Origin of the sequence: Microbacterium mangrovi (assembly GCF_000802305.1) — a bacterium.
In the GTDB taxonomy this organism is placed as follows: domain Bacteria; phylum Actinomycetota; class Actinomycetes; order Actinomycetales; family Microbacteriaceae; genus Microbacterium; species Microbacterium mangrovi.
This window is the reverse complement of sequence record NZ_JTDK01000011.1, coordinates 70,605-85,694: the sequence shown is the minus strand read 5'-3', so window position 1 is coordinate 85,694 and position 15,090 is coordinate 70,605. Positions and strand designations below refer to the sequence as shown.

17 protein-coding genes are annotated in these 15,090 nt (G+C 71.1%); 9 read left to right on the top strand and 8 right to left on the bottom strand.

Annotated elements, in window-relative coordinates; genetic code table 11:
• Nucleotides 1-9: 9 nt before the first annotated feature.
• Nucleotides 10-306, bottom strand: a complete 297-nt coding sequence (locus tag LK09_RS12805; RefSeq protein ID WP_231563033.1) for a type II toxin-antitoxin system RelE/ParE family toxin — start codon at nucleotides 304-306, stop codon at nucleotides 10-12.
• The gene (locus LK09_RS12800; protein WP_231563032.1) at nucleotides 303-545 is read right to left on the bottom strand and encodes a type II toxin-antitoxin system ParD family antitoxin; all 243 of its coding nucleotides are present in this window, start codon (nucleotides 543-545) and stop codon (nucleotides 303-305) included. Before LK09_RS12800 ends, LK09_RS12805 begins: the two co-directional genes overlap by 4 nt.
• Nucleotides 546-615: 70 nt before the next feature.
• Here LK09_RS12800 and purD point away from each other — a divergent pair, with 70 nt between their 5' ends.
• From purD to LK09_RS12785, 3 genes are all read left to right on the top strand, one after another.
• Nucleotides 616-1,890: a phosphoribosylamine--glycine ligase gene (gene purD / locus LK09_RS12795; protein ID WP_039399993.1), complete on the top strand. Its 1,275-nt coding sequence runs from the start codon at nucleotides 616-618 to the stop codon at nucleotides 1,888-1,890.
• A complete protein-coding gene (locus tag LK09_RS12790; RefSeq protein WP_039399990.1) occupies nucleotides 1,890-2,693 on the top strand; it encodes a siderophore-interacting protein in 804 nt (267 codons plus the stop codon). The genes purD and LK09_RS12790 overlap by 1 nt, the downstream gene beginning before the upstream one ends.
• A gap of 175 nt (nucleotides 2,694-2,868) precedes the next feature.
• Nucleotides 2,869-3,279 carry an MmcQ/YjbR family DNA-binding protein gene (locus tag LK09_RS12785; RefSeq protein WP_039399987.1) on the top strand — a complete coding sequence of 137 codons (411 nt, stop codon included), beginning with the start codon at nucleotides 2,869-2,871 and terminating at the stop codon, nucleotides 3,277-3,279.
• 78 nt (nucleotides 3,280-3,357) lie between these two features.
• Here LK09_RS12785 and LK09_RS12780 read toward each other — a convergent pair whose 3' ends face one another.
• Nucleotides 3,358-4,905 (bottom strand): DHA2 family efflux MFS transporter permease subunit, encoded by a 1,548-nt coding sequence (locus LK09_RS12780; protein WP_156138783.1) that lies wholly within the window; start codon nucleotides 4,903-4,905, stop codon nucleotides 3,358-3,360.
• A complete protein-coding gene (locus LK09_RS12775) occupies nucleotides 4,902-5,519 on the bottom strand; it encodes a PadR family transcriptional regulator (RefSeq protein WP_052226735.1) in 618 nt (205 codons plus the stop codon). The genes LK09_RS12780 and LK09_RS12775 overlap by 4 nt, the downstream gene beginning before the upstream one ends.
• Nucleotides 5,520-5,609: 90 nt before the next feature.
• Between LK09_RS12775 and LK09_RS12770 the strand changes: the two genes are divergently transcribed.
• Entirely contained in the window at nucleotides 5,610-5,966 is a 357-nt protein-coding gene (locus LK09_RS12770) for a hypothetical protein (RefSeq protein ID WP_052226734.1), read from the top strand.
• Between the two features lie 39 nt (nucleotides 5,967-6,005).
• Nucleotides 6,006-6,911: a phosphoribosylaminoimidazolesuccinocarboxamide synthase gene (locus LK09_RS12765; protein ID WP_039399984.1), complete on the top strand. Its 906-nt coding sequence runs from the start codon at nucleotides 6,006-6,008 to the stop codon at nucleotides 6,909-6,911.
• Between the two features lie 9 nt (nucleotides 6,912-6,920).
• On the opposite strand, the gene LK09_RS12760 is transcribed toward LK09_RS12765, so the two are convergent.
• Nucleotides 6,921-7,928 carry a LacI family DNA-binding transcriptional regulator gene (locus LK09_RS12760; RefSeq protein ID WP_039399981.1) on the bottom strand — a complete coding sequence of 336 codons (1,008 nt, stop codon included), beginning with the start codon at nucleotides 7,926-7,928 and terminating at the stop codon, nucleotides 6,921-6,923.
• A 38-nt stretch (nucleotides 7,929-7,966) separates the two neighbouring features.
• Complete coding sequence (locus LK09_RS12755) at nucleotides 7,967-9,403, bottom strand: GH1 family beta-glucosidase (RefSeq protein ID WP_039399979.1); 1,437 nt, start codon at nucleotides 9,401-9,403, stop codon at nucleotides 7,967-7,969.
• Nucleotides 9,404-9,546: 143 nt separating this feature from the next.
• On the opposite strand from LK09_RS12755, the gene purS reads away from it, so the two are divergent.
• On the top strand, nucleotides 9,547-9,795 hold the full coding sequence (purS, locus tag LK09_RS12750) for a phosphoribosylformylglycinamidine synthase subunit PurS (RefSeq protein ID WP_039399976.1): 249 nt from the start codon (nucleotides 9,547-9,549) through the stop codon (nucleotides 9,793-9,795).
• Complete coding sequence (gene purQ / locus LK09_RS12745) at nucleotides 9,792-10,499, top strand: phosphoribosylformylglycinamidine synthase subunit PurQ (RefSeq protein ID WP_039399973.1); 708 nt, start codon at nucleotides 9,792-9,794, stop codon at nucleotides 10,497-10,499. Before purS ends, purQ begins: the two co-directional genes overlap by 4 nt.
• Before the next feature lie 9 nt (nucleotides 10,500-10,508).
• On the opposite strand, the gene LK09_RS12740 is transcribed toward purQ, so the two are convergent.
• Both LK09_RS12740 and LK09_RS12735 read right to left on the bottom strand, forming a co-directional pair.
• On the bottom strand, nucleotides 10,509-11,720 hold the full coding sequence (locus LK09_RS12740) for a glycoside hydrolase family 3 N-terminal domain-containing protein (protein WP_039399971.1): 1,212 nt from the start codon (nucleotides 11,718-11,720) through the stop codon (nucleotides 10,509-10,511).
• Nucleotides 11,720-12,208, bottom strand: a complete 489-nt coding sequence (locus LK09_RS12735) for an adenine phosphoribosyltransferase (RefSeq protein WP_197061057.1) — start codon at nucleotides 12,206-12,208, stop codon at nucleotides 11,720-11,722. The genes LK09_RS12740 and LK09_RS12735 overlap by 1 nt, the downstream gene beginning before the upstream one ends.
• Before the next feature lie 125 nt (nucleotides 12,209-12,333).
• Between LK09_RS12735 and LK09_RS20780 the strand changes: the two genes are divergently transcribed.
• Together LK09_RS20780 and LK09_RS12730 are read left to right on the top strand one after the other, a co-directional pair.
• Entirely contained in the window at nucleotides 12,334-14,055 is a 1,722-nt protein-coding gene (locus tag LK09_RS20780) for a glycoside hydrolase family 13 protein (RefSeq protein WP_082008239.1), read from the top strand.
• A gap of 1 nt (nucleotide 14,056) precedes the next feature.
• On the top strand, nucleotides 14,057-15,058 hold the full coding sequence (locus LK09_RS12730; protein ID WP_039399966.1) for a LacI family DNA-binding transcriptional regulator: 1,002 nt from the start codon (nucleotides 14,057-14,059) through the stop codon (nucleotides 15,056-15,058).
• Nucleotides 15,059-15,090 lie beyond the last annotated feature (32 nt).

Genomic DNA, 15,090 nt, shown 5'->3' with positions numbered 1-15,090 from the left:
CTGCAACCACTACAAGTGACGGGTCGGATCCATCCGTTGGTGCAGGATGCGGATGACGTCGACGCCGTGCTCGCGCTCGACGAAGAAGATCACGTGGCTGCCGATCGCGTAGCGGCGGTAGCCGGGGCGGATGTCGTCGACGGCCCGGCCGCGAGTCGGCCGATCCGCGGCCCGCTGGACCGCGTCCCCGATCTCGAGCACGTACGTCTCGGCCTGCTGCTCATCCCAGCGCTCGGCCGTGAAGTCCCAGATGGACGAGAGATCTCGGCGTGCGGCAGGTGTGAGGCGGTACGAGCCCACCCTCACGACCGCTTCGAGGCGATGAACTCGTCGAAGTCGAACCGCTCCGGTTCACCGCTCTCTTCGCCGGCGATGAGCGCGGCCCGCAGCGCCGCCATCTGCGTCTCCTGGTCTTCGAGCAGGCGCAGACCGGCGCGGACCACCTCGCTCGCCGACCGATAGCGCCCGGTCGACACTTCGCGGGCGAGGAAGTCCGTGAAGTGCTCATCGAGGCTGATCGACGTGTTGGTGGCCACGGCCCCCATGATACCAAGAATTGGTAACGCGGGTCGGATCCAGGCATCCCGCCGAATCGGCCGTCGGTAGGCTGGGAGGGTGAGAATTCTCGTGCTCGGGTCGGGCGCCCGCGAACATGCCATCATCCTGTCGCTGCGGTCCGAAGCGGCCGAGCACGTCATCTTCGCCGCCCCCGGCAATGCCGGGATCGCGCAGGACGCGACCGTCGTCCCGCTCGACCAGAACAGCCCGTCGGCGGTGACCGACTTCGCGAACGAGCACGACATCGATCTGGTCGTCATCGGCCCCGAGGCCCCGCTGGTCGCCGGCGTCGCCGACGAGGTCCGCGAGCACGGCATCCCGGTGTTCGGTCCGGGCAAGGCGGCCGCGCAACTGGAGGGCTCGAAGACCTTCGCCAAGCGCGTGATGGATGCCGCCGGCGTCCCCACCGGCCGGGCCGTGCACGCGCACACGGCGGCCGAGGTCGAGGCCGCGCTCGACGACCTCGGCGCCCCGCACGTCGTCAAGGCCGACGGGCTCGCCGCCGGCAAGGGCGTCATCGTCACCGACGACCGCGCGGCCGCCCTCGCCCACGCCGAGCAGTACCTGCCCACGGGGCCGGTGCTCATCGAGGAGTTCCTCGCCGGCCCCGAGGTCTCCCTGTTCTTCCTCAGCGACGGCGACCGCGTGCTGCCGCTCAGCCCGGCGCAGGACTACAAGCGTCTCCAAGACGGCGACCAGGGCCCGAACACCGGCGGCATGGGCGCCTACTCGCCGCTGCCGTGGCTCGACGGCCGCTTCGGCAGCGAGGAGGAGTTCGTCGACGAGGTGACGCGCACGGTCGCGGAGCCCGTCATCCGCCAGCTGGATGCCGAGGGCACCCCGTTCATCGGCCTGCTCTACGCGGGGCTCGTCCTCACCGACGCCGGCATCAAGGTCATCGAGTTCAACGCCCGCTTCGGCGACCCGGAGACCCAGGTGGTGCTCCCCCGGCTCGTCGACCCGCTGTCCGAGCTGCTGCTGGCCGCGGCATCCGGAACCCTCGAAGACCAGCCGAAGCCGGCGTTCGCCGACGTGTGCGCGGTGACCGTCGTAGTCGCCAGCGAGGGCTACCCGGTGCGCCCCGTGCTCGGGCGCGAGATCGCCGGGCTGGATGCCGCGGCATCCGTCGAGGGCGTGCACCTCGCGCACGCGGCGACCGGACGCGACGAGGCGGGCCTCGTGGCCACCGGCGGCCGCGTGCTCAACGTCGTCGCCGTGGGCACGACCTTCTCCGAAGCACGGGAGCGCGCGTACACGGCGGTCGAGAACATCGACCTGACCGGCGCCCAGGTGCGCACCGACATCGCCGCCCGCGTCGCGGAAGGGCTCTGATGTTCGAGCGCGAGCGCACCCGGCACCGCTTCACGGCGCGGCCGGCGACGGTCACCACCGTGACGGACGTGGGCGACTACGTGCGCGTCACGCTGTCCGGCGACACATTCGCCGACTTCGCCAGCACGGGTCCGACCGACCACATGCGCGTGTACTTCCCGAACCCGGTGACGGGCGAGCTCGTCGCGCCGGTCGCTGACGGCGACGACGGCATCACCCGGCCCGCCGCGCAGACGTTCGGGCGTGACTTCACCCCGCTGAACGTGCGCGACACGGGGACGACCCGGTCGGTCGACATCGACATCCTGCGCCACGCGGACGCCGGCCCGGCCGCCCAGTGGGGCGCCCGCGTCGCGGTGGGTGACGAGCTGGTGGTCGTCGGCCCGCGCGGATCGGCGTCGGCGCCGCAGGATGCCGAGCGCGCCCTGCTCGTGGTCGACGGGACGGCGCTGCCCGCGGCATCCCGCTTCGTCGAGCTGCTGCCGGAGTCCACCGACATCGACGTGCTCGTCTACGGCGACGTCACCGAGGACGCCGCGCGCGCCTACCTCGGCGACGCCCGCCGGTACACGGTCACCGAGGCGCAGCTGGAGCTCACCGACGAGGCGCGCGATCTCGCGCCGGATGCCGGCACCTTCGTGTTCGCGGCCGGCGAGGCATCCGCCCTGCTGCCGCTGCGGCGCTACCTGCGCCGCGAACTGGGGCTCGGCCCCGCGCAGGCCGCGGTCAGCGGCTACTGGCGCACCGGGGTCGTCGCGTGGGACCACCACGCCCCGATCGACCCCTTCGACCCCGAGGACTGAGTTTCCGCACCTCGTTCCACCGACAAGATTCGCGTCGGATCACCGCCGTTCTTGTCGGTTGAACAGCCTCGTCGGCCGCTCCGCCGACAAGAATCGTCTCCCACGGGGGCAATTGTCGTCGGTGGAAGGCACCGGGTGGGGTGCGGCGGCCGCTTCCGAGGGGCAGGATGACGGCATGGCCACGATCGAGGACGTGCGTGCCATCGCCCTGGCCCTGCCGCGCACCGAAGAACGCACCAACGGGCACAACGCCGCGCCGGGCTGGCGCGTCGGAGGGGTGCAGTTCGCGTGGATGCGCGGGCCGCGTCAGTCCGACCTCGACCAGCTCGCCGCGCTCGGGCGCACGTGGCCCGACGGCGACGTGCTGGCCTTCCGCACCGAGTCGGTCGACGAGAAGGCGGCGCTGCTCGCCGCAGAGCCCGAGCTGCTGTTCGACATCCCGCACTTCCAGGGTTACCCCGCGGTGCTGACGCCCCTCGCGGCGCTCGAGCGCGACCGCCTCGCCGAGTTCCTCACCGACGCGTGGCTGAGCCGCGCCCCGAAGACCGTGGCCCGCGCCTATCTCGACGACCACGGCCTCCGGTAGGCATCCCGCTCAACCGACAACAATTGCGCTCGCGCCCCGCCATTGTTGTCGGTTCAAGGCCGCGAGGGATGCCCGGGCTCAGCGCTGCCGGTCGAGGAACTTCGGGCGCTGCATGAACAGCACCAGCGCGACGCCGATCAGCATCACGCAGGCCGGCAGCAGCATCGTCTGCGCCATCGCGGTGGAGAAGTCCCCGACGATGAACGACGGCAGCTGACCGGTGCCGAAGCCCGACGACGCACCGGATGCCGCGGCCGGGAGGTTCGCCTCCAGGCGCCCCTGCATGAACGCCGCGACGGCCGCCGAACCGAGCACCGAGCCGATGGTGCGCGTCGTGTTGTAGATGCCGGCGCCGGCGCCCGCCTGACGCGGCTCGAGGTTGCGGGTCGCCGTCGTGGCCAGCGGCCCCCACATGCCGGCGTTGGCCAGACCGATGGTCGCCGACGGCAGCAGGAACATCCAGATCGGGGTGTCCGGGGTCATCAGCGTGTAGTACCAGAAGAGGGATCCGGCCATGATCAGCAGCCCCGGAACGAGCAGCACGCGCGGGTCCACCCGGTCCAGCAGGCGCCCGGCGAACGGCGAGAGCACGCCGGCGATGACCGCCATCGGGATCTGCAGCAGCGCCGCCTGGGTGGGCGTGAGCCCGCGGCCGAGCTGGATGAAGAACATCATCGGCAGCGACATGCTGGTCACCACGAAGCCGACCGTGGCGATGCCGCCGTTGGCGATCGAGAAGTTGCGGTCCTTGAACAGGCCGAGCGGCACGAGGGGCTCGGACTTCGTCTTCCACTGCTGGATGACGAAGATCGCCATGATCGCGATGCCGCCGCCGATCATCATCCAGATCTGGGCATCCCAGTTCTGGTTCTGGCCCTCCTGCAGGCCGAAGACGATGAGGAACAGGCCGACTGCCGAGAGGATGACGCCGACGATGTCGAAGCGGTGCTCGTGGGTCTTCAGCTTCGGCACGAGGATCCACGCCAGCACGAAGCCGATGACGCCGACGGGCAGGTTCACGAAGAAGATCCACTCCCAGCCGAAGCCGTCCACCAGCAGGCCGCCGGCGAGCGGGCCGACCAGCATCGCGACGCCCGACGTCGCACCCCACAGGCCCATGGCGGCGCCGCGGGACTCCGCCGGGAACGTGCGGGTGATGACCGCCATCGTCTGCGGGGTCATCAGGGATGCCCCGAGCCCCTGCACGGCGCGGAAGAGCACCAGCACCCCGAGCGTGGGCGACAGGCCGCAGCCGAGGCTCGCGAGCGTGAAGACGGCGAGGCCGATGAGGTAGATGTTCTTCGGCCCGAACCGGTCGCCCAGGCGGCCGGTGATGAGCAGCGGCACGGCGTAGGCGAGCAGGTAGGCACTGGTCACCCACACGACGTTGTCGAGGTTGGTGGAGTGCGGGTCGAGGGCGGCCTTGATGGCCGGATTCGCGACCGACACGATGGTCGTGTCGACGAGGATCATGAAGAAGCCGATGACCAGGGCCCACAAGGCCGGCCACGGACTCTTGGGCTTGTGCCCGGTGGCGTAGGTGCCGGTGATGGGCCCGGGCGTGGTCGCCCGCTGCGCGTCGGATGCCTGTGCCTTGGCATCGGCGCGGGTGTGTGGTTCAGTCATTCGCTGAGCCGCCTTTCGGTGGTCGCTGTCTGGAGTTCGGCATCCTCCGGACCCCAGGGGATCCCGGATGCCGTGAGGCGTTCGATGAAGTCGTCGAGCCAGGCGAGCTCTGCCGCCAGCAGAACTTCCTGGCGTTCGGTCTGGATGCGGTACTGCTCGGGCACGCCCTTGCCGACGGCGCTCGCCAGCCCGTCCTGGTAGAGGCGGTGCTCACCGGTGAGGGCCGCCCGGCGCTCGGTGAGGAGCTCGGCCACCGCGTCGCGCGGCAGATTGTGCGCCTCGGCGAGCGCCACGGGGAACTCGGCCGGGTGGTCGATGCGCGGCAGCTCGGCGTGCACCCAGTCGACGACGGCGCGGGTGCCGGCATCCGTCACCGCATAGGTGGTGCGCTCGGGCCGGTTGCCCTCGCGGTCGATGCCGACCTCGACGAGGAGACCGAACTTCTGCAGCCGCGTGACGGTGTGGTAGAAGGTGCCGTTGGTGATCGGCACGAGCCGGTCGCGGTGGCGCTGACGCATGAGCCGGAGCATCTCGTAGGGATGCATGTCGCCCTCGCGCAGCAGCGCCAGCATCATCACGCCGAGCGGCGTGAGTTTGCAGGTGGGGTCTTTCATGCGGGATGGTCCATTCCGATTAGTCCAGATGGACTATACCGGATCGACTACCCCCTGTCGACCCCGCCGGGTGCCGGGTACCGTGTCGACATGGCATCCGCTCCGTCGCGCCGCGAGAAGTTCCCCGAGTCGTATGCGATCTTCGACCGGATCGTCGACGAGTACCGCGACCGGCCGGGCATCTCGCTCGGGCGCATGTTCGCGTCGGAGGGCCTGAGCGTGCGCGGCAAGGTGTTCGCCTTCGTCGGATTCACCGGCAAGCTTTTCGCCAAACTGCCGGAGCAGCGCGTCGGCGAGCTGATCGAGGCCGGCGACGCCGACCCGGCGATCATGCGCGACAAGCCGATGCGCGAATGGGTGACGCTCGCCCCGGCGCGGCCCGACACGTGGGACCGCGTCGTCGCCGAGGCGTACGCGTTCGTCGATTCGATCACCCCGGCGGGCTGACCGGGGCGCGGCGCTCCGCGCGTCTGGGATGATGGGCGGGTGGCATCCCCCCTCCAGCTGCCGGGATGGCGGCACGTCTCCTCCGGCAAGGTCCGCGACCTCTACGTCCCCGACCCTTCGACGAGCTCAGGGACCACGGCGGCCCCCGACCGGATGCTCCTGGTCGCCAGCGACCGGGTCAGCGCCTTCGACTTCGCGCTGAGCCCCGGCATCCCCGGCAAGGGCGTGCTGCTGACGACGCTCAGCCTGTGGTGGTTCGACCGGCTCGCCGGCGGCGACGGCGGGCGCAGCATCCCGAATCACCTCCTCGAAGGGCACGTGCCCGACCAGGTCGCCGGTCGGTCGATGCTCGTCAAAGCCCTCGACATGCAGCCGATCGAGTGCGTGGTGCGCGGATACCTCACCGGGTCGGGCTGGGCGGAGTACCAGCACAGCGGCACCGTGTGCGGCATCCGGATCCCGGCCGGACTCTCGGACGGCGACCGGCTTCCGGCCCCCATCTTCACCCCGGCCTACAAGGCACCGCAGGGCGAGCACGACGAGAACATCTCGTTCGACCGGATGATCGAGATCGTGGGTGCCGACCGCGCGGAGGAGCTGCGCGACCTGTCGCTGGAGGTCTACGAGCGCGCGGCGGCCGCCGCCGAGCAGCGCGGTGTCATCCTCGCCGACACCAAGTTCGAGTTCGGGGTGGATGCCGACGGCGTCCTCACCCTCGCCGACGAGGTGCTCACCAGCGATTCCTCGCGCTACTGGGATGCCGAGGCCTGGGCCACCGGCACGACCCCGGCCGAGCGCATGGCCAGCTTCGACAAGCAGATCGTGCGGGACTGGCTGGCCGCCCACTGGGACAAGCAGGGCACTCCGCCCGAGCTCCCCGCCGAGATCGTCGAGCGCACCGCGGCGCGCTATCGCGAGCTGCTGACCCGCCTCACCAGCGCCTGAGCGCCGCGATCAGGTCGACTCGCGCACCACGAGTTCGGCGGGCATGATCGTCTCGTGCGGCGGCTTGCCGCCGGACAGGATGTCGAGCAGGATCTCGGCCATGAGCTCGCCCTGCTCGTACGACGGCTGATGGATCGTGGTCAGCTTCGGGTTGACCGCGGTCGCGACGCTGGAGTCGTCGAAGCCGACGACCTTGAGGTCCTGCGGGATCCGGATGCCGGCGCCCTGCGCCGTGGTCAGCGCACCCTGCGCCATCAGGTCGCTCGCCACGAACAGGCCGTCCGGCACTTCGCCGGCCGCCAGGATGGACCGCATCGCCTCGGCGCCGCCCTCGACGCTGAAGTCGCCCGCGACGACGGGACCCTCCGGGATGCCGGCCTCAGCCAGCGCCTGCCGGAATCCCTCGAGCCGGTCGATGCCGGCGGGCATCGACCGCGGGCCCGTGATCGTGCCGAGGGTGCGGCATCCGCGTTCGATGAGGTGACGGGTGGCCTCCCGGGCCCCCGCCACGTTGTCGACGTCGACGTAGTAGGTCCCGGGCCGGTGCTGGGCGGGGCGTCCGCCGTAGACGACCGGGACCGCCGCGACGATGTGGTCGATGAACGTGTCGCTGGTGTGGTGCGAGACGATGATCGCCCCGTCGACGTAGCCGCCGCGAACGTAGCCGGTGAGCCGGTTGCCGGGGTCGGAGTCGGCGATGAGCAGGTTCAGCATGTAGCCCGCGCGACGCAGCCGGGCGTTGATCCCGGGCACGATCGCAGCGAAGAACGGATCGCCGAAGAACCGGCTGGTGTCTTCCGGGATGACCAGCGCGATCGCCATCGTCTGCCGGCTCGCCAGCGACCGGGCGGCCCGGTTGGGCACGTAGTGCAACTCGGCGATCACCTTCTGCACGGCCGCGACGGTGTCGGGACGCACCAGCTCCGAACCGTTGACCACCCGCGAGACCGTCGAGCGCGACACCCCCGCCGCCGCCGCCACCTCTTCGATCGTGACGGTCCCCATCGCTTCTGCCATCCTGAATCCCTCCGACCGGATGGTACCGCTCTCAGCCCTCAGATCGTGCGCGCCGCGATGATGTCGGCGTAACGCAGCGCGCTGTCTTTCGGCGAGCGCACCTGCGTGTCGTAGTCGACGTGCACGATGCCGAACCGCTTCTCGTAGCCCCATGCCCATTCGTAGTTGTCCAGCAGCGACCAGTAGAAGTAGCCGCCCACCGGGACTCCGGCGTCGATGGCGTCTGCGATCGCCCCGAGGTGACCCTCGAGGAAGTCGGCGCGGGCGGCGTCGTGCACGCGGGTCTGTCCGTCCTCCACGACCGGCTGGTCGTCGTAGGCCGCGCCGTTCTCGGTGACGAAGAGGGCCGTTCCGGCGGCATCCGCGTAGTCGTCGTGCACGCGGCGCAGCAGCGCGGTGAGACCCTCGGGCTGCACCTCCCAGTGCTGGCCGGTGCGCGGCAGGCCGCGGTCGTGCCAGTGGATGTCGTGGTGCGACGGGAAGGGGGATGCCCCCTCACGGTCGGTCGGGGCGTCGCCGCCGTCGACGGGCACGGCCGGCTCATGACCGGACACGTACTCGCCGTGGTAGTAGTTGACCCCCAGCGTGTCGATGTGCGTGGAGATGTCATGGAGGTCGCCCGGCTGCACGGCCTGCTCGAACGCGGCCACCGCGTCGGCGTCGACGGCGCGGATGTCTTCGACGATGTCGGCCGGGTAAACGCCGCGGAACACCGGATCGAGGAACCAGCGGTTGAACTGGCCGTCGATGCGACGGGCGGCATCCACGTCGGCGGCATCCCGCGGGTCGACCGCCTCGGCGACGGTGAGGTTCAGCGTGATGCCGAGGTTCAGGCCGGCATCCCGCGCACGCAGCGCCTGAACCGTCTGCCCGTGGGCGAGAAGCAGGTGGTGGGATGCCAGCAGCCCCTCGCGCACGCTCATGTGCCCGGGCGCGTGGAGCCCTGCGGTGTAGCTGAGGAACGACGAGCACCACGGCTCGTTCAGCGTCGTCCACACCGGCACGGCGTCGCCGAGCGCCTCGTGCACGTCGAGGGCGTAGTCGGTGAAGCGGGCGACGTTGTCGCGGTTGGTCCAGCCGCCCTGCTGCTGCAGCGCCTCGGGCATGTCCCAGTGATACAGGGTGAGCCACGGCCGGATGCCGGCGGCGTTGAGCTCGTCGACGAGCCGCTTGTAGAAGTCGATCCCGGCGCGGTTGAGCGGACCGCCGTCGGGGCGCACGCGCGACCACGAGGTCGAGAAGCGGTAGGTCTGAAGGCCCAGGCGCTTCATCAGTGCGACGTCGTCGCGGTACCGGTGGTAGTGATCGCAGGCGACCTCGCCGTTGTCGGCATTGATGACCGCACCCGGCACGCGCGCGAAGGCATCCCAGATACTGTCGGTGCGGCCGTCTTCGTGGGCCGCGCCTTCGATCTGGTAGGCCGCCGTGGCGGCGCCGAACAGGAAGTCGGCGGGAAACTCGCGTCGAGTCGTCATCCTTGCATTCTATGGGAGCGCTCTCATTCGCGTCAATGCGCGGTTCTCTCCGTCGCGCCCGTCCCCTCGCCGCCGGCCGTCATCGACTCCGTCCCGGGGTCCTAGACTGGAGGGACAGCCTGCCCACGACTTCTGGAGCCAGAATGCCCACCATCGTCGTCGACGTCATGCCCAAGGCCGAACTTCTCGATCCGCAGGGAAAGGCCGTCGCCGGCGCCCTCGGACGCCTGGGCGTCGATGCCTTCAGCGGCGTCCGGATCGGCAAGCGCTTCGAGCTCACCGTCGACGGTCCCGTCGACGACGCCGTGCTCGCGCAGGCCGAGCAGATCGCGGCCGACATCCTCTCCAACTCGGTCATCGAGGACGTCGTGGGCATCGAGGTCGTCGAATGACCACCCGCATCGGGGTCATCACGTTCCCCGGTTCCCTCGACGACCGCGACGCGCAGCGCGCGGTCCGGCTGGCCGGGGCCGAGCCCGTCGCGCTGTGGCACGGCTCCCACGACCTCCAGGGCGTCGACGCGCTCGTGCTGCCCGGCGGTTTCAGCTACGGCGACTACCTGCGCTCCGGCGCGATCGCGGCGCTCTCACCGATCATGAGCGAGGTCAAGGATGCCGCCGCATCCGGCATGCCCGTGCTCGGCATCTGCAACGGCTTCCAGATGCTCGTCGAGGCGCACCTGCTGCCCGGCGGCCTGATCCGCAACGATCTGCAGAACTTCATCCGCCGCGACCAGCGGCTCGTCGTCGAGAACGCCGACACCGCGTGGACGAACGGGTTCGAACAGGGCGCCGAGATCACGATCCCGCTGAAGAACGGCGAGGGCGGGTACATCGCCGACGCTGCGACGCTCGAGCGGCTCGAGGGCGAGGGCCTCGTCGCCTTCCGCTACGCGGGCGTCAACCCGAACGGGTCGCTGAACGACATCGCCGGCGTCACCAACGAGCGCGGCAACGTCGTGGGGCTCATGCCGCACCCGGAGCACGCCACCGAGCCCGGCTTCGGGCCCGACACGGCCGCCGCGATGCGCTCCGGCGTCGACGGACTCACCTTCTTCGAGTCCGCGATCGCCGCCGTCACCCGCGTCGCCGCGTAAAACCAGGCCTCACGGCACCGGGACGACCCCCTGGGCGGCCTTGGCCGCCACGACGCGGCGCGCGGCGGCATCCACCTCGGCGGCGAACGCCGGGTCGGACTTCGCCTTGGCGAGCACCGCGTCGTACATCGGCGCGAGGACGCTCGGGTCGGATGCCACGAGCACGATGTCCACTCCGGCCTGGATCGCCTTGACCGCGCGCTCGGCCGGCGTCCAGGCCTTCACCGCCACGGCGGCGGACACGTCGTCGGTCATCACGACGCCGTCGAACCCGACCTGGTCGCGCAACAGGTTCTGCACCACCTTCGGCGAGAACACGGCCGGCGTCGACGGATCGATCCGGTCGTAGTACGCGCTGGAGACCATCACGCACGCAGGACCCTGCGCAAGCACCGACCAGTAGACGCGGACGTCGGGCGAATCCGGGCCGATCACCGTGTCGACGACGTGGGCCGAGAAGTCCGTGTTCGCCGTCACGCGGCCGAGACCCGGGAAGTGCTTGAACACGGGCATGACCGACCCGGCACGCATGCCGTCGGCGAAGTTCCCCGCGCCCACGGCGACCGAGGCCTGGTCGAAGCCGTACTCGCGGTTCAGCTGCCCGATCGGGGGATTCTGTGATGCGGTCGCGGGACTCGTGACGATGTCGGCGACCGGCGCGAGGTTCATGTTCACCCCGGCGTCCTTCAGCTGCCGCGCCCACTCGGCCGCGTCCGAGCGCAGCTGCGCGGACGGCATCCGGCCCTGCATCAGCGCGGACGGGATCTGGTCGAATCCGGGTCCGGACAGCACCTGAACGGTGCCGCCCTCCTGATCGGTGGAGATCCACAGCGGGATGCCGCCCGTGGATGCCCGCGACACCAGGGCGCGGAACCTCGCGGTGAGGGCTGCGATCGCGGTCGCCCCCGCCGACGAGCGTCCGTGCAGGAACACGTTGCCCACGTGGCGATCCGTGATCGCGGCGACGGTCGCGGCATCCGCATTCGGCAGCACCGTGCCGACCATGAACAGCTGCCCCACGCGCTGGGCCAGGCTGAGGTCCGCGATGGGGTCGGCCGGGGTCGGCGTCGGCGTGGGAGTGGGCGTCGGGCTCGGCGTCGCGGATGCCGTCGCCGAGTGCGTTCCGGAGGCCTGTGACGCCGGCGTGCCGGTGCAGCCGGTGAGGGCCACCGCGAGCACGGCGAGGGCGGCGGCAGAGCGGAGCCGGGTGACGGCGCGCATCAGGACACCCGGAACACGGCGTGCACGTCGCCCACCAGGGCGCGTCCGCCGAGGGCCTCGAGCTCCATGAGCACCGCCGTGCCGACCACCCGCGCGCCGAGTCGGTCGACGAGTTCGTGGGCGGCGCGCAGGGTGCCGCCGGTGGCGAGCACGTCGTCGAGCAGGAGGACGCGGCATCCCACGGGCATGTCGTCGTGCGCCTCGATCGTCGCCGAGCCGTACTCGAGGTCGTACGAGACGGCGGCCGCCGGCCGCGGGAGCTTGCCCTGCTTGCGGATCGGCACGAGCCCCACTCCGGCCGCGATCGCGGCGGCGCCGGCCAGCAGGAACCCGCGGGCCTCGACGCCGGCGACGACGTCGAAGCGCCCTTCGAAGGGCGCGATCATCGCCTCGACGACCGTGCGCAGCGCCGCGGCATCCGCGAGCAGCGGCGTGATGTCGCGGAACAGGACTCCGGGCTCGGGATAGTCCGGGATCGACCGGATCATCCGCTCGGCACGGGCGAGGCGTTCGGCACGGGCGAGCTCGGCATCTGTCACGCGCCCAGCGTACCCGCGACGCCTGCCGGGGTCCGATGACAACAGGGTGTAAGCGCTTACACTAAACTGGCGGCATGACCGCGCCCGTCGAATCAGACACCGCCGCCCCGGCCACCGCTGCCGCGACCGCCGTTCCCCTGACCGCCGCTCCGGGCAGCGAATGGTGGCGCACCGCCGTCATCTACCAGATCTACCCGCGCTCGTTCGCGGATGCCTCCGGCGACGGCGTCGGCGACCTCCCCGGCATCACGAGCCGGCTCGACGACCTCAAGACGCTCGGGGTCGACGCCGTCTGGCTGAGCCCGTTCTACCGTTCGCCCCAGAAGGATGCCGGCTACGACGTCACCGACTACTGCGACGTCGATCCGCTGTTCGGCACTCTCGCCGACTTCGACACGATGCTCGCCGCGGCTCACGAGCGGGGCATCCGGGTCATCGTCGACCTCGTTCCCAACCACTCCTCCGACCAGCACGTGTGGTTCCAGGAGGCCCTGAAGGCGGCCCCGGGCAGCCGCGAGCGCGCCCGCTACATGTTCCGCGACGGCAAGGGCGAGAACGGCGAACTGCCGCCGAACAACTGGGAGTCCGTGTTCGGCGGCTCGATGTGGGAGCGCGTCATCGAGGCCGACGGCACCCCCGGCCAGTGGTACCTGCACATCTTCGACGTCAGCCAGCCGGACTTCGACTGGACGAACCCCGAGGTGCGCGAGGAGTTCCGCCGCGTGCTGCGGTTCTGGCTCGACCGCGGCGTCGACGGCTTCCGGGTGGATGTCGCCCACGGCCTCATCAAGGCGGACGGCCTGCCCGACTACACGCCCGACCCCGCCGGCGGGTCGATGGGCGGCGACGAGGCATCCGTCCCCTACTGGGGCCAGCCGGGCGTCCACGAGATCTACCGCGACTGGCGCCTGCTGCTGGACGAGTACGACGGCGAGCGCGCCCTGTGCGCCGAAGCCTGGCTGCCGACCATCGAGAAGACCGCGCTGTGGGTGCGGCCGGACGAGATGCACCAGGCGTTCAACTTCGGGTACCTGATGACGACGTGGGATGCCGACGGGCTCCGGGACGTCATCACCGAGTCCCTCGAGGACTACACGGCCGTCGGCGCTCCGTCGACCTGGGTGCTGTCGAACCACGACGTCATCCGGCATGCGACGCGTCTCGCGCTGGCCGCGGACATCCCCCAGGGCGCGGGCATCGGGCCGAAGACGCCCGGCCTGCCCGACCCGGCCGTCGGCCTCCGCCGTGCGCGGGCGGCGACGACGCTCATGCTGTCGCTGCCCGGCTCCGCGTACCTGTACCAGGGTGAGGAGCTCGGGCTCCCCGAGGTCATCGACATCCCCGACGACGCCCGGCAGGACCCCACCTGGTTCCGCACGAACCACGAGCGGTACGGACGCGACGGATGCCGCGTGCCGCTGCCGTGGGAGGCCGGAGACCCGGCGCAGGGCTTCAACGACACCGGAGCATCCTGGCTGCCGCAGCCGGCCGGCTGGGGCGCGTTCGCCCGCGCCGACGAGGCGCGGGATGCCGGCTCGACGCTGAACCTGTACCGCACCCTGCTCGCCGAGCGGCGCTCGCGCGACCTCGGAACCGGCACCCTCGAGTGGCTCGGCGGGTACGGCGACGAGGTCGTGGCGCTGCGGCGCACGACGGTCGCGGGCGAGCTGACGGTCCTCGCGAACCTCGGAGCCGAGCCGGTCGCGCTCCCCGCCGGACGCGTGGTCGCCGCCAGTGCGCCGCTCGTCGACGGGATGCTGCCGACCGACGCCGCGGTGTGGATCGAAACCGCCTGACGTGACCTCCATCGACGACGTCGCGCGCCTCGCGGGCGTGTCGACGGCGACGGTGTCGCGCGCGCTCAACGGCCGCGGCAAGGTGTCGGAGGGCGCCCGGCAGCGGGTGCGCGATGCGGCATCCGCCCTCGGCTACGTGGCGTCCGCGTCGGCGTCGAGTCTGGCATCCGGCCGCACCCGCAATGTCGGGGTGCTGGTGCCGTTCGTCGGCGGCTGGTTCTTCGGGGCGGTCCTCGAGGGCGTCACGGAGACGCTCGCGCAGAACGGGTACGACGTCACGCTGTATGCCGTCACGACGGATGCCGCCACACGGCGGGACCTGTTCCAGACGTTCCTGCGCCGGCATCGGGTGGACGCGGTGCTGGCGATCTCGCTCGCGCTGGAGCCGTTCGAGGTGCACGCGCTGCAGGATCTCGGTATTCCCGTGGTCGCGATCGGCGGGCCCCAGGCGCTGCCGGCCCTCGCGGTCGACGAGGATGCCGTCGCCCGGCTGGCGGCGTCCCATCTGATCGGCCTCGGGCACCGCGAGATCGCCCACATCGGCGTCGAGGCCGCGGTCGACATCGACTTCCGGGTCGGGGCGCGCCGGCACGCCGGATTCGAGGCCGCACTCACGGACGCCGGCATCCCGCTGCCCGGCGAGCGCGTCGCGATCGGCGACTTCACCGTCGCCGGTGGGTACCGTGCCGCGGCGCAGCTGCTCGCGGCCGGACCCGTCACGGCGGTCTTCGCGGCATCCGACGAGATGGCGATCGGAGCGCTGCAGGCGTGCCGGGATGCCGGGCTGTCGGTGCCGGGCGACGTGTCGATCGTCGGCGTCGACGGGCATGAGCTGGCCGCGTTCTTCGATCTGACGAGCATCGACCAGTACCCGACGCAGCAGGGCCGCACCGCGGCGTCGGCGGTGCTGCGCGCGCTCGACGAGGATGCCCCGGCACCTCCCGTCGCGGCGGCCCTGCCCTTCGCGCTGATCGAGCGCGGATCGACCGCTCCCCCGCGCTGATCGCCCCGGCGACGTGCTCCGCTGTCCTGAAC